Genomic DNA, 18,074 nt, shown 5'->3' on the forward strand with positions numbered 1-18,074 from the left:
ATGCTGCTTGTACTGACTTTTTTATTGAATTTCACTGGGAATAGCAATTTATAAAATAAGCGAATACTCAGTTGTTAACATTCTGTTCATATTCATATGTGAAAATTGTGACGTTGACGTATGATCTATCAAGAAGTCGATTGTTTGAAAGGAGAGAAGTTATGAGCAATTCGATAAAAATATTAACCGTCGAAGATGATCCTAACATTACTGAACTAATCGAAATGTATCTCAATAAAGCAGGGTTTGAACCGATTACTGCACATGACGGTGAGATCGGTTTGGAGATGTTTTATGAGCATTCTCCTGACTGTATCATCCTTGATTTGATGCTTCCGGAGATTGATGGGTGGGAAGTTTGCCGTGCGATCAGGCTTGAAGATTCGCATGTGCCGATCCTCATGCTGACAGGAAAAGGGGAAAGTTATGATATTGTTAAAGGTCTTGATCTAGGTGCAGATGATTATATCGTGAAGCCGTTTGATCCGAATGAACTGATGGCCCGTGTCAAAGCCGTGCTGCGCAGAACTGGATTATTGCATGGACAGGAAGAAGTGTTGACCTTTTCGAACCTTCAGATCAATCTTAAAGAATTTAAAGTGTTAATCAATGACCGTGATATATTAATGCCGCGAAGAGAAATCGAACTTCTCTATTATTTTGCCTCTTATCCGAGCCAAGTTTTTTCCAGGCAACAGCTGTTGGATAATGTTTGGGGCTATGCATTTGAAGGAGATCCGAGAACGGTCGATGTTCATATTAAGAGAATAAGAGATAAACTCCTGAAGAACGGTGCAGACTGGTTTGTAACAACAGTCCGGGGGATTGGATACAGATTTGAGGAAAAACAACATGATTAATACAAAAACGATCTTTTCTAAATTATTTTTTAGTTACGCCTTAATCATTTTTTTATCTTTTCTTTTGTTCGGTATCGTTTTTATTTATATGTTCCATCTGAACTTATATGAAGATTATGAAGAGTTGTATGTTTATCATTCTGAACAGCTCGAAGAAAACCTTGAATATGCTTTGGACAACAATTGGACGGATGAGGAAACCGGCGCCTTGCTGGAAACAAGCCTTAGTCATCGTGATTACAGCATTATTATTTATGATGATAACGGTTCACCGCTTTTTACCCCGGAGAGTTCACGTACAAATATTGATGACTTGGATCAGCAATACATCAGAACCGCCGCCCAAGGTAACCCCGTGTCAGCAGGGACGCGTTTAAACGGAAGCTTAAGCTATGTCATCGCAGACAAATTGAACGTGCAAGAAACCGGTGGTGAAACATTTGTAACAGCGATGGTTTTTCATGATTTAGACCATCAGTATTATCAAATGGGGGCGATGATTTTGCTTCCCTTCACAGTTACGATTGCATTTGCCGGAGGAATCCTGTTTCTTATTTCACGAAAAATTACCGCTCCGCTGCGAGATATGAATGAGATTGCCCTCAAATTGGCAAAAGGGGATTTTTCGCAAACTGTCAAAGTCTCTTCACAAGATGAAGTCGGCCAGCTAGGAGAAACATTTAACTATATGGCCGCAGAATTGAACGGTCTTGAAGAAATGAGAAAAGATTTTATTGCTAATGTCTCTCATGATCTGCGGTCACCGCTGACTTCGTTGAAAGGCTTTTTAGTCGCGCTTCTTGATGGAACGATTCCTAATGAGAAGCGTGAACATTATTATACTCTTATGAAAGACGAGACAGATCGAGTGATCAAACTCGTGAATGACACGCTGGATATGAGCAAGCTTGAAAACGGACAAGTTGAACTTTTGATTGAACCTTACAACTTAACGAAGCAGTTGCAAGAAATTGTCACGAAACTCGAACCGCAGCTGAATAAAAAATCGATGAGAATCATAATCGAACCTAAAACGACGGAGTTCTATGCAGAAGCGGACCGCGATAAAATCGAACAGGTGCTAATAAATTTGCTGCAAAATGCGATTCAGTTTTCCCCAAAAAAATCTGAAGTTCTTGTGAGCATCGAGGAACATACCGACGAACTGACTGTAACGATTGCCGATAACGGTCAAGGCATTGCCGAGGAAGATATGCCCTATATTTGGGAACGGTTTAGCAAAGCCGATCGGTCACGAACGAATAAAAGCGGAACAGGTATTGGTCTATCGATTGTTAAATCAATTATTGATTTGCACGGTTGCGAGATTCGAGTCGAAAGCGTGGAGGGAAGCGGGACAGTATTTTCATTCAATTTGCCAAAAGCCGATGAAATAACGTGATCACATAACTAAACGCTTCAAATGACAACTGTTAACATTCCGTTCATACATGCTTGTTACGATATTATTTGTCGCATATGACATCGACAATATTGAATGTAAGGGACGGGGTTAGGCAATGAGGGTATTATCAAAACTGACATCGAATCGACGAGCTGTCTGGATAACGATCATCGTTTGGGTATTGATCGCCGCGGGATTAAGCTTTGCTCCTTCGGCAGGAGACTACACAATCAATAATGGCGATGACGATTTGCCGGATAACGCTCCATCTGTTATTGCAGATGAGACGGTTGAATCGTATTTTCCGGACGATGATGGCCAGCTCGGTTTGCTCGTATTTGAATTGCAAGAAGAGGGGCCTGAGTCGATCGACTTGGAGGAACTGGCCGAAGTGACCGAATGGCTGGATGAAGAGGCTGAGTTTGACACGATCGATTCAGTTGTTCCCTTTCACCATTTTTCTGATGAAATAAGAACATCGTTTACGTCAGACGATGGGGAAGCGGCAGTGTTGACGGTCACATTTCAGAGCGGTCTGGAAACAGAAGACATCCAAGATACTGTTGCAATGATCAACGAATATAGTGATAAAACGCTTCAATCAAGCGATTTGTTTATCACAGGTCCGGCAGGGATCGCCTCTGACACAACTGCGATTTTCTCGGAGGCGAATTTAACGTTGATGTTCTCTACGATCGGTCTAGTGCTCGTATTGCTGATCGCTATTTATCGATCACCGCTACTAGCAACAATTCCATTGATCGGCGCCTTGTTTGTTTATCAAGTTGCAGATCGTTTGCTTGGATTGTTTGCAGCTAATGGCGTTTTTACGATTGAAGCTCAATCTTTATCTATTGTGATGATTTTATTGTTCGGTGCGACGACTGATTACAGCTTATTTGTTTTTTCACGGTTTAAAGAAGAGCTGAGACAGACAAATGATAAATATGCGGCGATGAATGCAGCTCAACGAGGAGTGAGCAAACCGATCTTTTTCAGCGGTGCCACCGTGGCTGCTGCAATGCTCGTTTTACTCTTGGCACAATACGGTCCTTATAATAATTTTGCCTGGACATTTGCAATTACGATCTCGATCGTGTTGTTGGCAGGTTTAACCTTGATTCCGGCTTTGTTCACGGCTGCGGGCCGAAAAGCCTTTTGGCCTGCCGTGCCGAAAGTAGGAGAAGAAACGCTTAAGAAAAACCGTTTTTGGGGAGGCGTCGGAACGCTTGTCACAAAGAAACCGGTCGTTTCTGGAAGTATCGTTCTTTTGTTTCTAATCATCAATGCTTTCAATGTCCCTTCGATTCAAACGTCTTACAATTTGATCGATTCGTTTCCCGAAGACTTAGACAGCAGAGTCGGCTTCGACATTCTTGAAGAGAGGTTTCCTTCGGGTGAATTAGCTCCGGTATCCGTGCTTTTAGAGCAAGACGATGCATTTACGCTGAATGAGAAACAATGGCAGGATATTGAGGAACTGCAAGAACGTCTGATCGCTTTTGACGGGGTGAATGATGTCAGCTTTCCCAAGTTAGATGATGCTGAAGAAGGAGACGACATTAGTGATGATGGCAAGGCTGTGCACGCAGAATTGATTATGGAAAATAATCCGTATGATTTGGCTTCTCTTGAAACCGTGGACCTGCTAAACGAGGAGAAAGATGACTTGTTAGTTGCCGGCGGATTGAATGAAGCCGGCGCGAACCTTTATTTTTCCGGGGAATCTGCAACGCAAGCGGATATACAAGCTTATAACAGTCAAGATACGCTCGTTGTCGCGTCGGTCGTAACAATCGTGATTACATTGATGCTTGTATGGCATACGCGGTCACTGATCGCCCCGCTCTATATGATGTCAACGATTTTGTTATCTTACTTATCTGCGCTCGGACTAAGCTGGTTTATTTTTGATCAATTCACCGATGTAGGCGCATTTAGTTACAGAATTCCGCTCTATGCGTTCGTATTTCTTGTCGCTTTAGGGGTAGATTATAACATTATGCTCGTATCGCGAATCATGGAAGAAAACAAGCAGCATCGAATACGCTACGCTGTTCAACGCGGAGTCGCCAAGACAGGCGGTGTGATCTCCTCGGCCGGGGTGATTTTGGCCGCGACATTCGGTGTTTTGATGACACAGCCGCTGAAAGAATTGTATTTATTCGGGTTTATTGTCGGTATCGGCATTTTACTCGATACATTCTTGGTTAGAGGAATCCTCGTCCCTGCGATTGTAACACTGTTAGGAAAATGGAATTGGCGGCCGTTGAATAAGAAAAATAGTTAGAAAGGTTGGAATGATTTATGTATTCGCTGATGTATATTTTGCATATTGCCGGCGTGGCTTTATGGCTCGGTTCATTCGTAGCATTCGGGTATTTGCTCCGTTCCCTCGTCAGCTCAGAAAACTCGTTGGACACCTACACTTCTGTAGTGAATAAAATAAGAAAATGGATCAATGCCGGTGTTTTGCCGGGAGCGGTTCTCGTTATGCTCACTGGTGTATTTATGATTCTGCAATTCGATCGAGCGAATCTGCCGTTTTATCTTTTGTTTATGGAACAGGCAGGATCAATTATTATTTTATTTACCGTGATCGTCTTATCTGTGTACAGCCGGAAATTGAAAAAGAAACTTAACGGCGAACAGCTTAAAAAGGAAAAAACATTGGAATCGTTAAGTTTGATGTACACCAATTACTTGTTTACTTCCGCGGCTTTAGGATTAGTGATCGTGATCATTACAGGAATGCGAGTGACGTAACCGAATAATAAAACGTTAAGGACAAGCGTGCTGAGTTGATCGGCACGCTTTTTTTACATGATAACAAACTGTGTTATTATATAGACTTAATTGTCATTAAATGCATATTAAGAACATCGTTTAATGGTATAATTAGCCTGCATATGTTCGTGAATAATAGTCATTATTGTGCAACAGAGAAACAATGAACTTACATAAGAGGGGTTTATATGTCCAATGTCTTATTCTTTATCGTACTGCTAACTTTTATATGCGTGGAAGAGGCGGTGCGATTCCTTCAAATTCGCCGCGACCGATTAGCAGAAAAAAATCCGTTTATGCATAATCTGACAATAATTATCGCGATCATCGGTCTGGTTACTGTAGCTTCGAACGTTTTTTCCGAATATATTTGGCTTATTGCCGCTATCGGGACGGCGCTGGTCAGTTACCTTATCTATTCGTTTATCCATCCACTCTATCACGTAACGGTTTATCAAACAGACATGGATGAAGTCAAAAACGTGATGGATGATCATCTGCAGCCTTATGAAGAACGTATAGTGAAAAAAGCAGATGAAACGAACAAAAAGCTGACATACATCATTAAAGAGACGAAAGAAAAGCTGATAATCACCTGGGATCTCTCACCGTTAAACAGCAATTATGCTGATACCGTCGACGTTCAAATGAGAAGTAACATTTCCGGTGAATTGGCCGATGAGTGGCCGGAGATCAAAGCAAAATTGATCAAGCTCAACGAACAGAAAACGTTCAACGCCGGCTTCGATGGCAGGGGCTGTTTATGTTTGGCTGGCTGATATTTCTCGCTCTCACCGCAGGAGCGGCTGCCGCAAACGCAGCTTAATTCTGCGATATTCTCACTTAACGACGCAGCTCAAGGAGGCAAATATGTTATTGATCATTATCATTTTGTTTTCAATTTTAGTTTTAAGTCTAATGTCTAATCGGATTTTAAAAACTAAGGAGAATATTTCAGTTCCGGCTTGGAAAGAACGATATGTAAATCGCGTTCATCGCTTAGGCGAGCAAGCCTTATTTATAATCAGTCTGGCAGTGGTTTCGTTAACATTCATCGATTTTCATGAGTTTCGGGTGTTTATTTTTCTTAGTCTTATTATTATGTTTGCCTTTAATGCGTTGATGGAGTGGACTTTTGCAAAAGAAAACAAAATGTATCTCTTAGATATCGTCACATGCGGACTATTAATATGCGGTGCGATCGTATACATGTTGATAGATCCGATTATCGGCGGCGCATGATTGAATCCGTTTCGCCGGCACATGATATATACGTTCAATACACTGCTGATCCCAGGAGGTCAGAGGTGATCAGTTAAAGGAGGTGCTGTCGTGCGGCTATTTATGATCCATGCAGGATTAGTGTTGATCGTTTCCGCTTGGATCGCAGTAAGCAGCGATGTGCCCTGGGAGAACTCATTGTTTTTCGTCGGTGCGAGTGTCGTTTACGGCTTGTATTTCTCGCTTTTATTTTGGCGCAAGCGGACGCTGATCCTCATGACTGTCCAGCTATTATGGGCATTATTGTATGGGACGATGATGCCGGCTGAATTTTTGCCGTTTTTGTTAGGTTTTCTATTCATGGCTGCGGCAATCTTTGATCCAATCCGCCCTGTCTTTACAGCTGGCTGCGGCACAATCGCGACGCTTGCTCCGTTATGGCTCGCAAACCCATCGGGGTGGGAGCACACAATCGCTCTGACGCTTCTCGTCCTCATCGCCGCTTTGACCATCAGCATGTATACGATCGAAGCGCGCAATAAAGATCGTTTAGCGTCACAAGTGCTAAAAGCAGAGCGTGAAAATCGGCAGCTGCGCCGGAATATCGACGTGCAAGAACAAGCGGTCCGTGAAGAAGAAAGGCTCCGCATTGCCAGAGATATTCACGATTCCGTCGGTCATCACTTAACAGCATTATTGATGCAAGCAGGTGTTTTGCGACGTTCCGTTGACGGAAAAGCACGGCAACACACCGATATCATCGAAAAGACGGCGAGTGAAGCTCTGGAACAAACGCGAGAAGCCGTCCGGCAAATACGAGATCGCGAGGATCCTGTCGGTGTGCATGCTGTGATACATTTGCTGCGCCGGCTCGAGCGGGAGTCACAGATGCGGATTCAGTGGAAAGCGGAAGAAGGGTTTTTATCCGCGGCATTCACTAATGAACAGCATGCGGCGATCTACCGCTTCGTGCAAGAAGGGATGACAAATGCGATGAAATATAGCCAATCACGACATGTGAACCTGCACGTTCACATTCGCGGCGGCAGACAAGCCGTATTAACGTTGGAGAGCGGCTTAGCCAAAAATAAGGCCCCGTCTTCTGACGGAAGCGGTTTGGCAGGGTTGCGGGAACGTTTTGAAGCGCTCGGCGGTACATTTCGTTCGACTCAAAACGGCGAGAAATTCACGATAGAAGGCACGTTTCCGCTAGAAAGGGTGAATGTTCAATGATCAAGGTACTGCTTGCAGATGATCAAAAGATGGTACGGCAAGGAATTCGCATGATGATTGAAGAGACTGGGGAATTTTCTGTAACGGCCGAAGCTGATACCGGAAGAGAGGCGGTAATGCAAGGGAAAACCGCCGATGTCGACATTGCCGTATTGGATGTGCGAATGCCTGAAATGACAGGACTTGCCGCTTGCCGCGAACTGATCGAACTATTCCCGGAACTGCCGGTTCTGATCTTAACGACGTTTGATGATGATGCCTATGCGATCGAAGCGCTTGAGAACGGGGCGAAAGGGTTTATGCTGAAAGATGCCGATGCGTCGAAGCTGATTACGGCGATGAAAAAAGCGCTTGAAGGCGGGATCACGATTGATGAAGGGGTTGCCGGAAGAATTATTCCTGATCTGATGAAAAAAGAGAAACCGCCTCAGACGAACATTTCTTTGACAAAGCGCGAACGCGACATTACGATTCTCATCGGCGAAGGACGGACAAATCAAGAGATTGCATCGGAACTGTTTTTATCGGTCGGGACCGTGAAAAATCATATTTCAGTTATTCTCGATAAGCTGGAGCTAAGAGACCGGACGCAGCTTGCGATCTTTGCGATCCGCCAAAACCTCGTGTAAAGCATTTACACGGGGTTTTTTTGGCTTCGTTGGAGACGAGAGTTGCATAAGGTGACTCGAGTCATGGGTGAACAAGGAAACTGATGACTTGCGCTACGTCCATTTATTTACGATACAGGCTATACTGGATACAGATGAAGAAAGGAGGCGGATCACATGCTCGAAGTGATCGATGTATCAAAATCATTTAAGGAGCGGACCGCAGTCAGCCATGTAAATTTTTTTATTGAGAAAGGTGAGGTCGTCGGACTTCTCGGTCCGAACGGGGCCGGCAAATCAACAACGATCTCGATGATTTCCAGCCTCGTTGCTCCTTCCGCGGGTGAAATTTTTTTAGGCGGATATTCGGTTAAAAAGGACCGTACCTCAATCCGCCGAATGATCGGCGTTGTTCCGCAAGAAATTGCACTATTTCAAGATTTGACAGCTCAAGAAAACCTGCGTTTTTTCGGCCGAGCTTATAAGCTGAAAGGAAACGAACTTCAAGAACGTGTCGAGCACGTATTGGAGATCGTCGGTTTAAGTGAACGCGCTGATGAATTTGTCAAAACGTATTCCGGCGGGATGAAACGCCGGCTGAACATTGCAGTGGCGTTATTGCACGAACCGGAACTGCTCATTATGGACGAACCGACGGTCGGGATTGATCCGCAGTCGCGCAGTTATATTTTAGAAACCGTCAGAGAGCTGAACCGGACGAAAAATATGACGATCATTTACACAAGTCATTACATGGAAGAGGTCGAGTATTTATGCGACCGCATTTACATTATGGATCACGGGGAAATCATCGCAGCGGGGTCAAAGAAGGAACTGAAGGCGATGCTGATGGAAGAAGACAGCGTCGTCGTTACGCTGAGTGAACCGGCAGAAAAATTTGCCGAGAAACTTCGTGAGAATCCAGCGATCACGCACATTCATACGTCAGGCGAGGAAGCGATGATCCGTGCGGTCAAAGATACCCCCGTATTGGAATCGGTAATTCAGTTGACAAGAGCGGCAGGTGTCGACATCAAATCGGTCGAAGTCCGCTCGCCAAGCCTTGAGGATGTTTTCTTGCATTTAACCGGGCGGACGCTCCGGCAGTAAGGGGGGGGAGAATAATGTTTAAAACAATGCTAGGCAAAGAAGTGAAGCAGCTTTTACGGGAGCGGAGCGAATTGTTAACGCTCTTGATCATGCCGGTGATTTTAATCACTATTTTAGGCAGTGCGCTCCAAAATATGATGTCCCCCGGTTCAGCAGGAACAGACAAAGTAACAACCGCTGTTGTCTCTGAGACCTCTCAAGAGGAAGAGCTCAATAACTTCGCAGACTACATCGCCAATCAAGAAATACCTGAAGAAGAGCGGGAAACGCTGATTGAAGAGGCGGTGAACGTTTCCGTGCCTGAGTTGTTGACCGAAACGCTGAATGCGTTAGCAGATGACGGGTTTTTGGTCGTTTCTGAATACGCAGGAGGCGCTGCTGAAAAAGACAACTATGACGGGGTTTGGCATTTTGAAGCGGATTACCGCGAGCAAGCTTGGAAGCAAATGTTTCTCGGAGAGGAGAGACCTGAGCCGGCAGAAGTGGAAGCCTCCGGTCAAACAGCCGTTATTGAAGGGGTGAGTGACGCATTCTTTAACGAATTGAACTGGCAAAAAGAAGCGACTTACCTGGCTTTAGCGGAAGGAGAAGCGCTACCAGAGCCTATTCAAACGGAAGTCAACGTTGAACAGCTCGATAACCGTTCAGTTATCACGTCGTTTGATTATTATACGGCGGGAATGGCCGTGATGTTCGTTCTTTATACCGCGACGTTTTTAGCGACGACCGCTCATACCGAGCGAAAAAGTCACGTTTATCATCGTTTACTGACATCGAATGTTCCGATGTGGATGTATCTTGCCGGTAAAGGCGGGGCAGGGGTGCTTTTGTCACTGTTGCAGCTTAGCTTAATTTTTACTTTTTCCTCGCTCGTTTTTGATGTTTCGTTTCAAAACCTCGGTTTGACAGCTGTGATTGCAGGCGGTTTAGCCTTGACGGTCGGATCGTTGTCAATGCTGTTGACGGCGGTGAACTATCGGATTCGCAATGAACAGGCGAGCGCATTATTTGCCAGTGTCGGCGTAACGATTCTCGCTTTTCTCGGCGGCAGTTTTTTTAACGTCAGTCAGCTGTCAGAGACAGTAGCCACGATCGGGCGGATTCTTCCCAACGGTGCAGCTATGCAAAGCTTGCTTGCCGTGATGGGAGGAGCGGGGTCGGAATTAATTTATCCGATGCTGCTGTCTATCATAGTATTCAGTGTGTTATTTGCCGGTGCGGCGTTATTGGTATTTCCTAGAAAGGAGGACCTCTAAAATGAGTGCGGTTCTTTATCAATATTTATGTATGATCCGTCGACGTCCTCTCGCATTTTGGGGAAGTATGATCTTGACGATCTTGTTTGCTGCTGTATTAGGCGGCGGAGGGGGACAGCTGACTGTTCCGGCAGCTTCCGATACGTTGGCAGACGAGGATTTAGCCGAGACCGCTGAACGACTCTCAGATCAAGCAGGAAATCGGCTGAGTGTGGATCCGTCGAGCGTTAATGAGATGGAGGAGAAAATCCGCCGCAGCAGCCCACCTTATGGCTTTATGCTTGAAGAAACGGAAGGCTCTGTCATTCAAGTGTATGAGGCGCCGGAAACGGCATTGCTTCTGTCGGAAGTGCAGTCTTTCTACCGTGAGCAAAACATGGAAACAGCGGTTGCCGAGTCGCTTGATCTCTCTTTGTGGCGGGAGCGGGTAGCGGATTATGGATTCCAGTATGAGCTTGAACAGGCCGAAGGAGCCTTTCCTTACGATCAATCTTTGCATCCACTGTTTGGCTTTATGCTCTTTTTTGTCATCTATGCGGTCGCGTTTAGTCTCTCCACGATCGTAGCGCAACGAAATGACGGCACGTGGGACCGATTGATCTTATCGCCGGTAACCAAGATCCAGCTCTACCTCGGTCATGTCACATTCGCTTTCTTATTTGGATTGATGCAGATGTATATGATTTTATTTCTGTTCCGGTTTGTGTTTCAAGTCGATTTTCATGGCGGATTTTGGTTCACGCTCGCAGCAGTTATTCCTTACGTGCTCGCGGTTGTATGTTTAGGTATCCTTTTAAGCGGACTGGTCCGGTCTTATAAAATGCTCGATGCAATCATCCCGCTGACAGCTGTTTCAATGGCCATGCTCGGCGGCGCCTTTTGGCCGATTGAACTCGTTCCTTCCGGGCTGTTGCAACAAATTGGCGAGTTGATACCGCTTAAGCACGGGATGGACTTATTGATCGGAACCACTTATGGCGGAGCTTCACTGGAGAGCCTGATGCTGTCCGCCTCAATATTGCTGTTGATGAGTGTCTTGTTCGCCGGTATCGGTTTTAATTTAATCGAACGGCGCTGAGAGGTTTTAATAAATAGATTTGCTGATGAGAAAACTTCAGAGTAAAGCGTGCTGATTCATCGGCACGCTTTTTATCAGGTCATTAAGTATGTTTTCGTACAGGCATACGTGTAATTAAATGTATATTTTAAAAAAAAGCAGATGGTATAATTTGGCTGCACTATTTTCTATATTACCTATCAGTAACGACGAACATACATACGTAAGAGGTGTTGATATGTCTAACTTCTGGCTCACTGTTTTTCCGTTAATCCTTTTAAATATTGAAGCGCTGGTACGTTTGCGGCAAATACGCCGCTACGGGTTGGCTGAGAAAACTTCTGCAATGCAGTACCTCGTTATGGCCGTGGCTTTGATCAGCGTATTAACGATCGTCTCCAACTACGTTTCAGGAGCTTTCTGGCTGATTATTGTGATTGTCGTTTTACTGGTTAGTAAGTTGATTTATTCGTCTCTTTATGGATTTTCTAAGCTGACAGTTTATCAATCATCAAAGCACGAGGTCGAAGAAGTGATTGACAGTCAATTGCGCCGTTACGAGGAGCGATTGCAGAAAAAAGAAAATGAAGATAAGTCAGAGATCCAATACATCATCGAAGACACGAAGGAGAAGCTGAAGCTTACATGGGACAAATCACCGTTAAACAGCGATTATGCTGATAATGTTGCGCTCCAAGTCGACAGCAAATTTCCAAGCGAGTTGGCAGAGGAATGGCCGGAGATTAAAGACAAATTAGTCCGTTTAAACGCACAAAAAAATATAAAACGCCGTCTTCTATGGGAAAGCATCTTTGCTTTTTCCGGCATATTGGTTGTCGCTGCGATCATTGCGTGGAACGTATTAATATTTTAATTGAAAGAGATTCATCGTTGAATGGCGCCTTGATATATATCGCATTGCGTCCTGCATTGTATGGCGTATGATAGAAGATATCTCGCATTGAAGAGATCATTTGTAAATTTGAGGAGGAACGATGCATGGTGGAAACTTTTAATTTTGTCGGGTTACTCATCTCGTTAGTGCCGTTTATTATCATGATCCTGGCATTTAAATGGCTTTTTAACATTAAGAAGAATTCGGATGAGCAAGTGAAAATGAATCGAGAAATTCTCTCGCTTCTTCAGGAACAAGAAAGCGAAATCAACGTCAACAGAGGGGATAATCATGAACAAAGAAACCAATGAGAGACGGCAAGAAAAACAGCGTCAGCAAGAGCTAAAAAACAATCCGGTTGGAACGATGAGTGATTCCTTTCAACGGGCTTCGCGCGGCAGTCTCGTTGACCTCGTTACGTCATTAGGATGGAAGGGCATGGGTATTGCCCTTCTTGTGATGATTCTTGCGCTTGTTGTCTATGCAATTATCGGGTGATTCGATCAAGATCAGCAAAGAATCAGTCAGCAGCGAAAGAAGGTCCGTTGAAAAATTATGATTAGTTTGCAGAGGCCGATCTCCCTGGTGTTGTCATTCACACCGGGGTTTCTTTTACAAACTCTTTGAATAAACGTTCGCTTTCAGAAAGTGTTCCATCCGGCTTTTGATCAATTTCAGGGTGAGCGAGAAGAATTTGATCCGTCATCAATTGGTTTAATTGATCGACTTCTTCTTTTGACATCAGCTCGGGATGATGCGTTTGTCTAACCCGGCCTTTAAATGAATTCAACCACTCAAAAGCAAATTCGAGACTGCTTGCTTCTGAAATGACTTTTGTTGCTGTTGGCAGACGCTTATTGTGATCCAGATTCTCTAAGCAGTCAGATATAAAATGAAAAGCGCCCCAATAAGCTGTGCCAAGTTTTCGATCCGTATGTTTAGCTTTTAATACCTGACTTAAGCGTGCTAATGAAACCGGCAGTTTTTCTAACTGGTCCTGATCAAACTTATACACTCTTCTTCTTAATTTATAAAATAATACAGAAATGTTCGATGCCGTTATTTTTTTGTCAAACCAATCTGCATACTCCCCGCCAGCAAAACTTTTTCCCATGATGTCGTTGATTAACTGATCAATCGTTAAATCAGATACGTCTCCTTCCGTGATTGCATAGGAAAAGTAGCGATCGAAGCATTCTGAAGAACAGATGCGTTTATGATCTGCCCAGCTTGTTGCTGAAGATAGGTCATACTGTTTGCTGCCGTATAATGTTTCGATTTGAGGAAATAAAGTCATTATCAGTTTTAACAGTTTTGCAGGTTCTGGCGCAGATATCTTTTTTAAATGCCCGTCTATCTTAGTTTTCCAATTCTCATTAAGTTCCGCCATATCTTTATTTGTTGTAAAGGATCCGGCAGATCCAGGAAATAAAAATTGATTCCTGTTGCTTTTAATAAAGTCATATAATTCCGGCACAAATATTCGTATCCCTTCAATCAGCATCAGGTCTCTCATATTGACGTCCTTTACGATGATCGGCGTCGAAAAGGTGAGTGTGTTTGCGTAAAGCTTTATTTGACTGGGGCTCGTTATAAACGGACTTAAAGAGTCAGTAATGTGAAAATAAAAATCATCTGCGTCCGCTGCAGGTAAGTTAATATCGAAAAACGTCAACAATTCATCTATTTCATCAAGAAGATATTGGTGTAAATCATGCTCAATGACTTTTGGTAATTCCAACGGAACCTGGATGATTTTATCGATAAACGTTTCTCCTGAGAGAGAGTCCGTATGCCCGAACTTATCCGCTAACGCGCTTGTAACGATTTGTTTATCATATGCCAAAATATAAGCGGTGTATTTAAAGTCAGCTGTCAGTCTCACGAGCCGAAAAACGGCATGGATTTCATTTTTTTCTAAGCGGTCAATATCATCGATTAAAACGACCACCCTTATTTTCTCTTCCTCTAATAAATGCTCTACTTTATCGCGAACTTCCTCAAGTTCTTTCTTGGGAAAAAGCAGTTTCGTTCCTGACATGATCACGTTCCCGAATGCTCCTGCCGCAGGCTGAAGTTTTTCCAACGCTTTAACCAGCGGGTTGATTTTATCTAGCATTTCTCTTATTAGATCCTTATTATCTTTAAGAGAGGCGTCGAGCGCATTTGCGAGATCATTAAAAAAGTTGGCAAGGATTTCTTCTTCAGAACCGAACCTCCAAGGATTAAACTTTAAGCGTACGATGTTAGGTTTACCGCGTAAATTCTGATTTATTAAATTTAATACGGACGTTTTACCATCCCCCCATTCCGCATTGATACCAATCACAATACTGCTTTCGTCTTTTCTTGCGGAGATCGATTCAGCTATTCGTTTTGAAAAATCATACCTGTTAAATAAATCCTGATGTTTGTTTCTGATTGCTGCGGTCGGTCTGCTATATGGAGCTGTTGACTTATTATATTTACTCATAAGAACCCTCCTTTAAATTAAATCAACGAACCTATTTATTTGAATATTTTGTAAATTGATTATACTATAGATCGCTATGGAAGTGTACGTTAATTTACTGCTGGAAAGAGTTATCACGAATTTAGCTGATTTTGCTGCGCTGGTTAAAAAGGGGGTTATTAGGAGGTTTGACTGTAGACGTTTCTTCCTTCATTATAGAGATGGATTCAAAATGATGAAGGAGTGAGAAAATGACTGATAAGCAAATGGAACAAATGAGAAATGGTAAAGGATTCATTGCAGCGCTCGACCAAAGCGGGGGGAGCACTCCGAAAGCCTTAGCTGATTACGGTGTACCGGAGAGCTCGTATTCCACTGACGAAGAAATGTTTGATCTTGTGCACGAGATGCGGACAAGAATCATTACAGCACCGGCGTTTGATTCCACTCATATCCTGGGCGCGATTTTGTTTGAGCACACGATGGACCGCAAGATTGAAGGGAAATACACGGCGGATTATCTGTTAGAAGATAAAGGCGTGCTGCCTTTCTTAAAAGTTGATAAAGGGCTCGCCGAGGAGTCAAACGGTGTGCAGCTGATGAAGGCGAACCCGGAACTCGACGACTTGCTTCGCCGCGCGAATGAGCGCAATATTTTCGGGACGAAAATGCGTTCTGTCGTGAAAGAAGCAAACCGTGAAGGAATTAAAGCGGTTGTCGAGCAGCAATTTGAGGTTGCGAAGCAAATTCTTGCTGCCGGTCTTGTACCGATCATCGAACCGGAAGTCGACATTCACAGCACAGATAAAGCTCAGTCGGAAGAGATCTTAAAAGAAGAACTGCTCAATCACTTAAACAGCTTATCCTCAGAAGACAATGTGATGTTAAAGCTGACGATTCCTGACAATGCAAATGCATTTAAAGAATTAGTCGACCATCCGCGTGTCGTCCGCGTTGTCGCTCTTTCCGGCGGCTATACCCGTGAAGGGGCGAACGAAAAGCTGAAAGAAAACGACGGCGTGATCGCGAGCTTCTCCCGCGCTCTCACAGCGGACTTAAACGCGAACCAAACTGAAGCTGAATTCAACGCGGCGCTGCAACAAGCCGTGGAATCAATCTATGACGCGAGCGTGAATAAAAACTAAGGTAAAATAATACAGGAAGCCGATCAAATCAAAAACTGATTTGATCGGTTTTTTTTCTGTTTTTATATAATCTTGTCTAAGTTTATTTACTTCTGCCTTTCTTTTTTTCGTAAAAAAAGTGAGAGCCTGGATGCGGCTCTCACGTTAAATAAAAAATATTCTGTTTAGAAGCGGAAGGTCGACGTTTGACTTTGCATCTCTTTTGCTAAAGACGATAGCTTTTCGACTCGCTTAGAGGCATCTTTAATCCGGTTGACCGATTCTGATAAAGATGAAGTCATTTGCTCCGCTCCGGCAGCATTTTCTTCAGACAATGCAGACAAGTTTTCCATTACTTCAACCAAGGTATCTTTTTGACTGAGTAATTGTTTTGTCCGCTCGTTGATTGCAGTCATCTCTTGTTGATTATGATCGAGCCCCGTCTTAATTTTTGAAAACGCGGAACTGGTGGATTGAATTTCCTCAGTCTGATAATGAGCACTTTCGGAAAGGTCTTTCATAATCGTGACACTGCGATCGGCTTTTTCTGTCAACTCCTCAATCACACCGTCAATTTCTTGCGAGAAACGGTTCGATTGTTCCGCAAGCTTGCGGATTTCATCAGCTACGACCGAGAAACCTTTTCCGGCTTCTCCTGCCCGGGCTGCTTCAATCGACGCATTTAAAGCGAGCAGGTTTGTTTGGTCAGCAATCGAGCCGATCTGTTTACTCGCCGCCTCAATTTTTTCTGTGCTGTGTTTAGTCGTTTGCACAACATCGGCAATATCATTAACCGCTTTTGAAGTATGTTCATTCGATGACATGACGCGTTCTACCGATTGCTGTCCTTGTTCACTTAATTGAGCAACGTCTGTCATTGACGCGTTTAACGCATGAAGTTCCTTCGCACTTTCTTCCAGGTTTGCTGCTATTTCCAGGTTGGCTTTCGTCCCGTTTTCGGTCGATTCGGCCCCGTACTCTGCGGACTGTGCAATCTCGTTCATTGTGTTTTCCAAGTCATCAAATAGTTGTTCAATATTAGCTGTATTTTCGTGAAGCTCTTCGGACATTTCGGCAATATCTTCAGAGCGGCGGACAGTGTTGGCGATCAAGTCGACAAAAGAATCTTGCATTTGATCTACCGCCGCTTCAACTTCATGAAGTTCTGCATATGTTTTTCTGTTGTCGTCATCGCTGATTTTTTTCGTGAAGTCTCCGTCTCCGATTCGTTTGCAATGGTCAATTAAACGGTTCAGCGGCTGGAACATCTTTCTTAGCATCAGCCAAGTTATCGCAGCGAAGAGCAGAACGCTTGCGGCAATCACGAGCGCTTGCACAACCAACAATGTTTGCATCGTGGATGTTAAATGCTGCTCCTCAACACCTACGTCCATTGCGCCAAATAATTCGCCGTCGGCTTCGATCGGTACCATGATGTCATAAGCCCAAGAGTCTTGAAGGTCAGCGAAAAATCGTGAGGTCATGATTTCACCTTCACCTGCTCCGCTTACAGTATAGCTGTCATCGTCATACGTTGTGCCGATGCGTTCGGTATCGCTGTGTGCAACGGCTTCGATATTCTCCTCGTCAATTACGATCGCATAAGCAAAATCGTCATTCGCTGCAATCGAGTCCACGAATTCTTGCAATTCATTAACAGGAACATCATCGTGTTGAGCGATGATCATTTCTGCTTGAGCAGCAATTTCCTCGACTGTTTGTGTCGCTTGCTCGACTCCGGAATCAATAATTTCATTTTCAAGCACTTGATAAAGAAAGTATGTACTGGCGAGCATCACGGCAGTAAATAAGACAATCATATACATTGTTACTCTCTTTTTCATAGATGGTATTTTCATAACAGCCTCCCGGTTTTAATTTCCTCGCAGATGTATAACGGAAATGAGTATGCAGGCGGGACATTTTGACCATATTATGAAGCATTCATCTCGGCAATCAAGCATAATGCTAAACATTTTTGTCAAATATGTCATTCTAAGTACTTATGTACATACTTACTTATTAAACCATAAAGAAGCTGTGAATAAAATACATATTGGGAAATG

General features: G+C 43.8%; 17 protein-coding genes. 15 read left to right on the forward strand and 2 right to left on the reverse strand.

From position 1 onward, the window contains the following. The first annotated feature begins 161 nt into the window (after positions 1 to 161). The 14 genes from EDD67_RS11360 to EDD67_RS11425 all read left to right on the forward strand — a co-directional run bounded on the left by EDD67_RS11360 (position 162) and on the right by EDD67_RS11425 (position 12,930). Positions 162 to 860 carry a response regulator transcription factor gene (locus EDD67_RS11360; protein ID WP_277872130.1) on the forward strand — a complete coding sequence of 233 codons (699 nt, stop codon included), beginning with the start codon at positions 162 to 164 and terminating at the stop codon, positions 858 to 860. After that, complete coding sequence (locus EDD67_RS11365; protein WP_121440120.1) at positions 853 to 2,262, forward strand: HAMP domain-containing sensor histidine kinase; 1,410 nt, start codon at positions 853 to 855, stop codon at positions 2,260 to 2,262. Before EDD67_RS11360 ends, EDD67_RS11365 begins: the two co-directional genes overlap by 8 nt. 118 nt (positions 2,263 to 2,380) lie before the next feature. After that, the gene (locus EDD67_RS11370) at positions 2,381 to 4,555 is read left to right on the forward strand and encodes an MMPL family transporter (RefSeq protein ID WP_121440121.1); all 2,175 of its coding nucleotides are present in this window, start codon (positions 2,381 to 2,383) and stop codon (positions 4,553 to 4,555) included. A gap of 17 nt (positions 4,556 to 4,572) precedes the next feature. Beyond that, complete coding sequence (locus tag EDD67_RS11375; protein WP_121440122.1) at positions 4,573 to 5,031, forward strand: hypothetical protein; 459 nt, start codon at positions 4,573 to 4,575, stop codon at positions 5,029 to 5,031. Between the two features lie 209 nt (positions 5,032 to 5,240). After that, positions 5,241 to 5,831: a hypothetical protein gene (locus EDD67_RS11380; protein WP_121440123.1), complete on the forward strand. Its 591-nt coding sequence runs from the start codon at positions 5,241 to 5,243 to the stop codon at positions 5,829 to 5,831. A gap of 91 nt (positions 5,832 to 5,922) precedes the next feature. Then, positions 5,923 to 6,294, forward strand: a complete 372-nt coding sequence (locus EDD67_RS11385; protein ID WP_158638228.1) for a DUF4181 domain-containing protein — start codon at positions 5,923 to 5,925, stop codon at positions 6,292 to 6,294. Between the two features lie 90 nt (positions 6,295 to 6,384). After that, entirely contained in the window at positions 6,385 to 7,506 is a 1,122-nt protein-coding gene (locus EDD67_RS11390; RefSeq protein ID WP_121440125.1) for a sensor histidine kinase, read from the forward strand. Beyond that, the gene (locus EDD67_RS11395; RefSeq protein WP_093072580.1) at positions 7,503 to 8,135 is read left to right on the forward strand and encodes a response regulator transcription factor; all 633 of its coding nucleotides are present in this window, start codon (positions 7,503 to 7,505) and stop codon (positions 8,133 to 8,135) included. The genes EDD67_RS11390 and EDD67_RS11395 overlap by 4 nt, the downstream gene beginning before the upstream one ends. 156 nt (positions 8,136 to 8,291) lie before the next feature. Continuing rightward, entirely contained in the window at positions 8,292 to 9,224 is a 933-nt protein-coding gene (locus tag EDD67_RS11400; RefSeq protein WP_121440126.1) for an ABC transporter ATP-binding protein, read from the forward strand. A 14-nt stretch (positions 9,225 to 9,238) separates the two neighbouring features. Then, positions 9,239 to 10,480, forward strand: coding sequence for an ABC transporter permease (locus EDD67_RS11405; protein WP_121440127.1), 1,242 nt, complete (start codon positions 9,239 to 9,241; stop codon positions 10,478 to 10,480). 1 nt (position 10,481) lies between these two features. Continuing rightward, the gene (locus tag EDD67_RS11410; RefSeq protein WP_121440128.1) at positions 10,482 to 11,558 is read left to right on the forward strand and encodes an ABC transporter permease; all 1,077 of its coding nucleotides are present in this window, start codon (positions 10,482 to 10,484) and stop codon (positions 11,556 to 11,558) included. Between the two features lie 217 nt (positions 11,559 to 11,775). Then, positions 11,776 to 12,411 carry a hypothetical protein gene (locus tag EDD67_RS11415; protein ID WP_121440129.1) on the forward strand — a complete coding sequence of 212 codons (636 nt, stop codon included), beginning with the start codon at positions 11,776 to 11,778 and terminating at the stop codon, positions 12,409 to 12,411. A 125-nt stretch (positions 12,412 to 12,536) separates the two neighbouring features. Next, complete coding sequence (locus tag EDD67_RS11420; RefSeq protein WP_121440130.1) at positions 12,537 to 12,743, forward strand: hypothetical protein; 207 nt, start codon at positions 12,537 to 12,539, stop codon at positions 12,741 to 12,743. Beyond that, positions 12,724 to 12,930 (forward strand): DUF6366 family protein, encoded by a 207-nt coding sequence (locus tag EDD67_RS11425; protein ID WP_307723692.1) that lies wholly within the window; start codon positions 12,724 to 12,726, stop codon positions 12,928 to 12,930. The genes EDD67_RS11420 and EDD67_RS11425 overlap by 20 nt, the downstream gene beginning before the upstream one ends. Positions 12,931 to 13,027: 97 nt before the next feature. On the opposite strand, the gene EDD67_RS11430 is transcribed toward EDD67_RS11425, so the two are convergent. Further along, positions 13,028 to 14,905, reverse strand: a complete 1,878-nt coding sequence (locus EDD67_RS11430; RefSeq protein WP_121440132.1) for a KAP family P-loop NTPase fold protein — start codon at positions 14,903 to 14,905, stop codon at positions 13,028 to 13,030. 230 nt (positions 14,906 to 15,135) lie between these two features. On the opposite strand from EDD67_RS11430, the gene EDD67_RS11435 reads away from it, so the two are divergent. Next, positions 15,136 to 16,029 (forward strand): fructose bisphosphate aldolase, encoded by an 894-nt coding sequence (locus tag EDD67_RS11435; RefSeq protein WP_121440133.1) that lies wholly within the window; start codon positions 15,136 to 15,138, stop codon positions 16,027 to 16,029. A gap of 164 nt (positions 16,030 to 16,193) precedes the next feature. Here EDD67_RS11435 and EDD67_RS11440 read toward each other — a convergent pair whose 3' ends face one another. Next, positions 16,194 to 17,867 carry a methyl-accepting chemotaxis protein gene (locus tag EDD67_RS11440; protein WP_121440134.1) on the reverse strand — a complete coding sequence of 558 codons (1,674 nt, stop codon included), beginning with the start codon at positions 17,865 to 17,867 and terminating at the stop codon, positions 16,194 to 16,196. Positions 17,868 to 18,074: the final 207 nt, after the last annotated feature.

The organism is Salisediminibacterium halotolerans (assembly GCF_003814815.1).
GTDB classification, from domain to species: domain Bacteria; phylum Bacillota; class Bacilli; order Bacillales; family Salisediminibacteriaceae; genus Salisediminibacterium; species Salisediminibacterium halotolerans.

Excerpts from the sequence above, each read along its gene's own strand:
- EDD67_RS11380 (WP_121440123.1), top strand. The coding sequence starts at position 5,241 with ATGTCCAATGTCTTATTCTTTATCGTACTGCTAACTTTTATATGCGTG.
- EDD67_RS11410 (WP_121440128.1), top strand. The coding sequence starts at position 10,482 with ATGAGTGCGGTTCTTTATCAATATTTATGTATGATCCGTCGACGTCCT.
- EDD67_RS11425 (WP_307723692.1), top strand. The coding sequence starts at position 12,724 with ATGAACAAAGAAACCAATGAGAGACGGCAAGAAAAACAGCGTCAGCAA.
- EDD67_RS11400 (WP_121440126.1), top strand. The coding sequence starts at position 8,292 with ATGCTCGAAGTGATCGATGTATCAAAATCATTTAAGGAGCGGACCGCA.
- EDD67_RS11440 (WP_121440134.1), bottom strand. The coding sequence starts at position 17,867 with ATGAAAATACCATCTATGAAAAAGAGAGTAACAATGTATATGATTGTC.
- EDD67_RS11435 (WP_121440133.1), top strand. The coding sequence starts at position 15,136 with ATGACTGATAAGCAAATGGAACAAATGAGAAATGGTAAAGGATTCATT.
- EDD67_RS11365 (WP_121440120.1), top strand. The coding sequence starts at position 853 with ATGATTAATACAAAAACGATCTTTTCTAAATTATTTTTTAGTTACGCC.
- EDD67_RS11370 (WP_121440121.1), top strand. The coding sequence starts at position 2,381 with ATGAGGGTATTATCAAAACTGACATCGAATCGACGAGCTGTCTGGATA.
- EDD67_RS11395 (WP_093072580.1), top strand. The coding sequence starts at position 7,503 with ATGATCAAGGTACTGCTTGCAGATGATCAAAAGATGGTACGGCAAGGA.
- EDD67_RS11360 (WP_277872130.1), top strand. The coding sequence starts at position 162 with ATGAGCAATTCGATAAAAATATTAACCGTCGAAGATGATCCTAACATT.
- EDD67_RS11375 (WP_121440122.1), top strand. The coding sequence starts at position 4,573 with ATGTATTCGCTGATGTATATTTTGCATATTGCCGGCGTGGCTTTATGG.
- EDD67_RS11430 (WP_121440132.1), bottom strand. The coding sequence starts at position 14,905 with ATGAGTAAATATAATAAGTCAACAGCTCCATATAGCAGACCGACCGCA.
- EDD67_RS11420 (WP_121440130.1), top strand. The coding sequence starts at position 12,537 with ATGGTGGAAACTTTTAATTTTGTCGGGTTACTCATCTCGTTAGTGCCG.
- EDD67_RS11415 (WP_121440129.1), top strand. The coding sequence starts at position 11,776 with ATGTCTAACTTCTGGCTCACTGTTTTTCCGTTAATCCTTTTAAATATT.
- EDD67_RS11405 (WP_121440127.1), top strand. The coding sequence starts at position 9,239 with ATGTTTAAAACAATGCTAGGCAAAGAAGTGAAGCAGCTTTTACGGGAG.
- EDD67_RS11385 (WP_158638228.1), top strand. The coding sequence starts at position 5,923 with ATGTTATTGATCATTATCATTTTGTTTTCAATTTTAGTTTTAAGTCTA.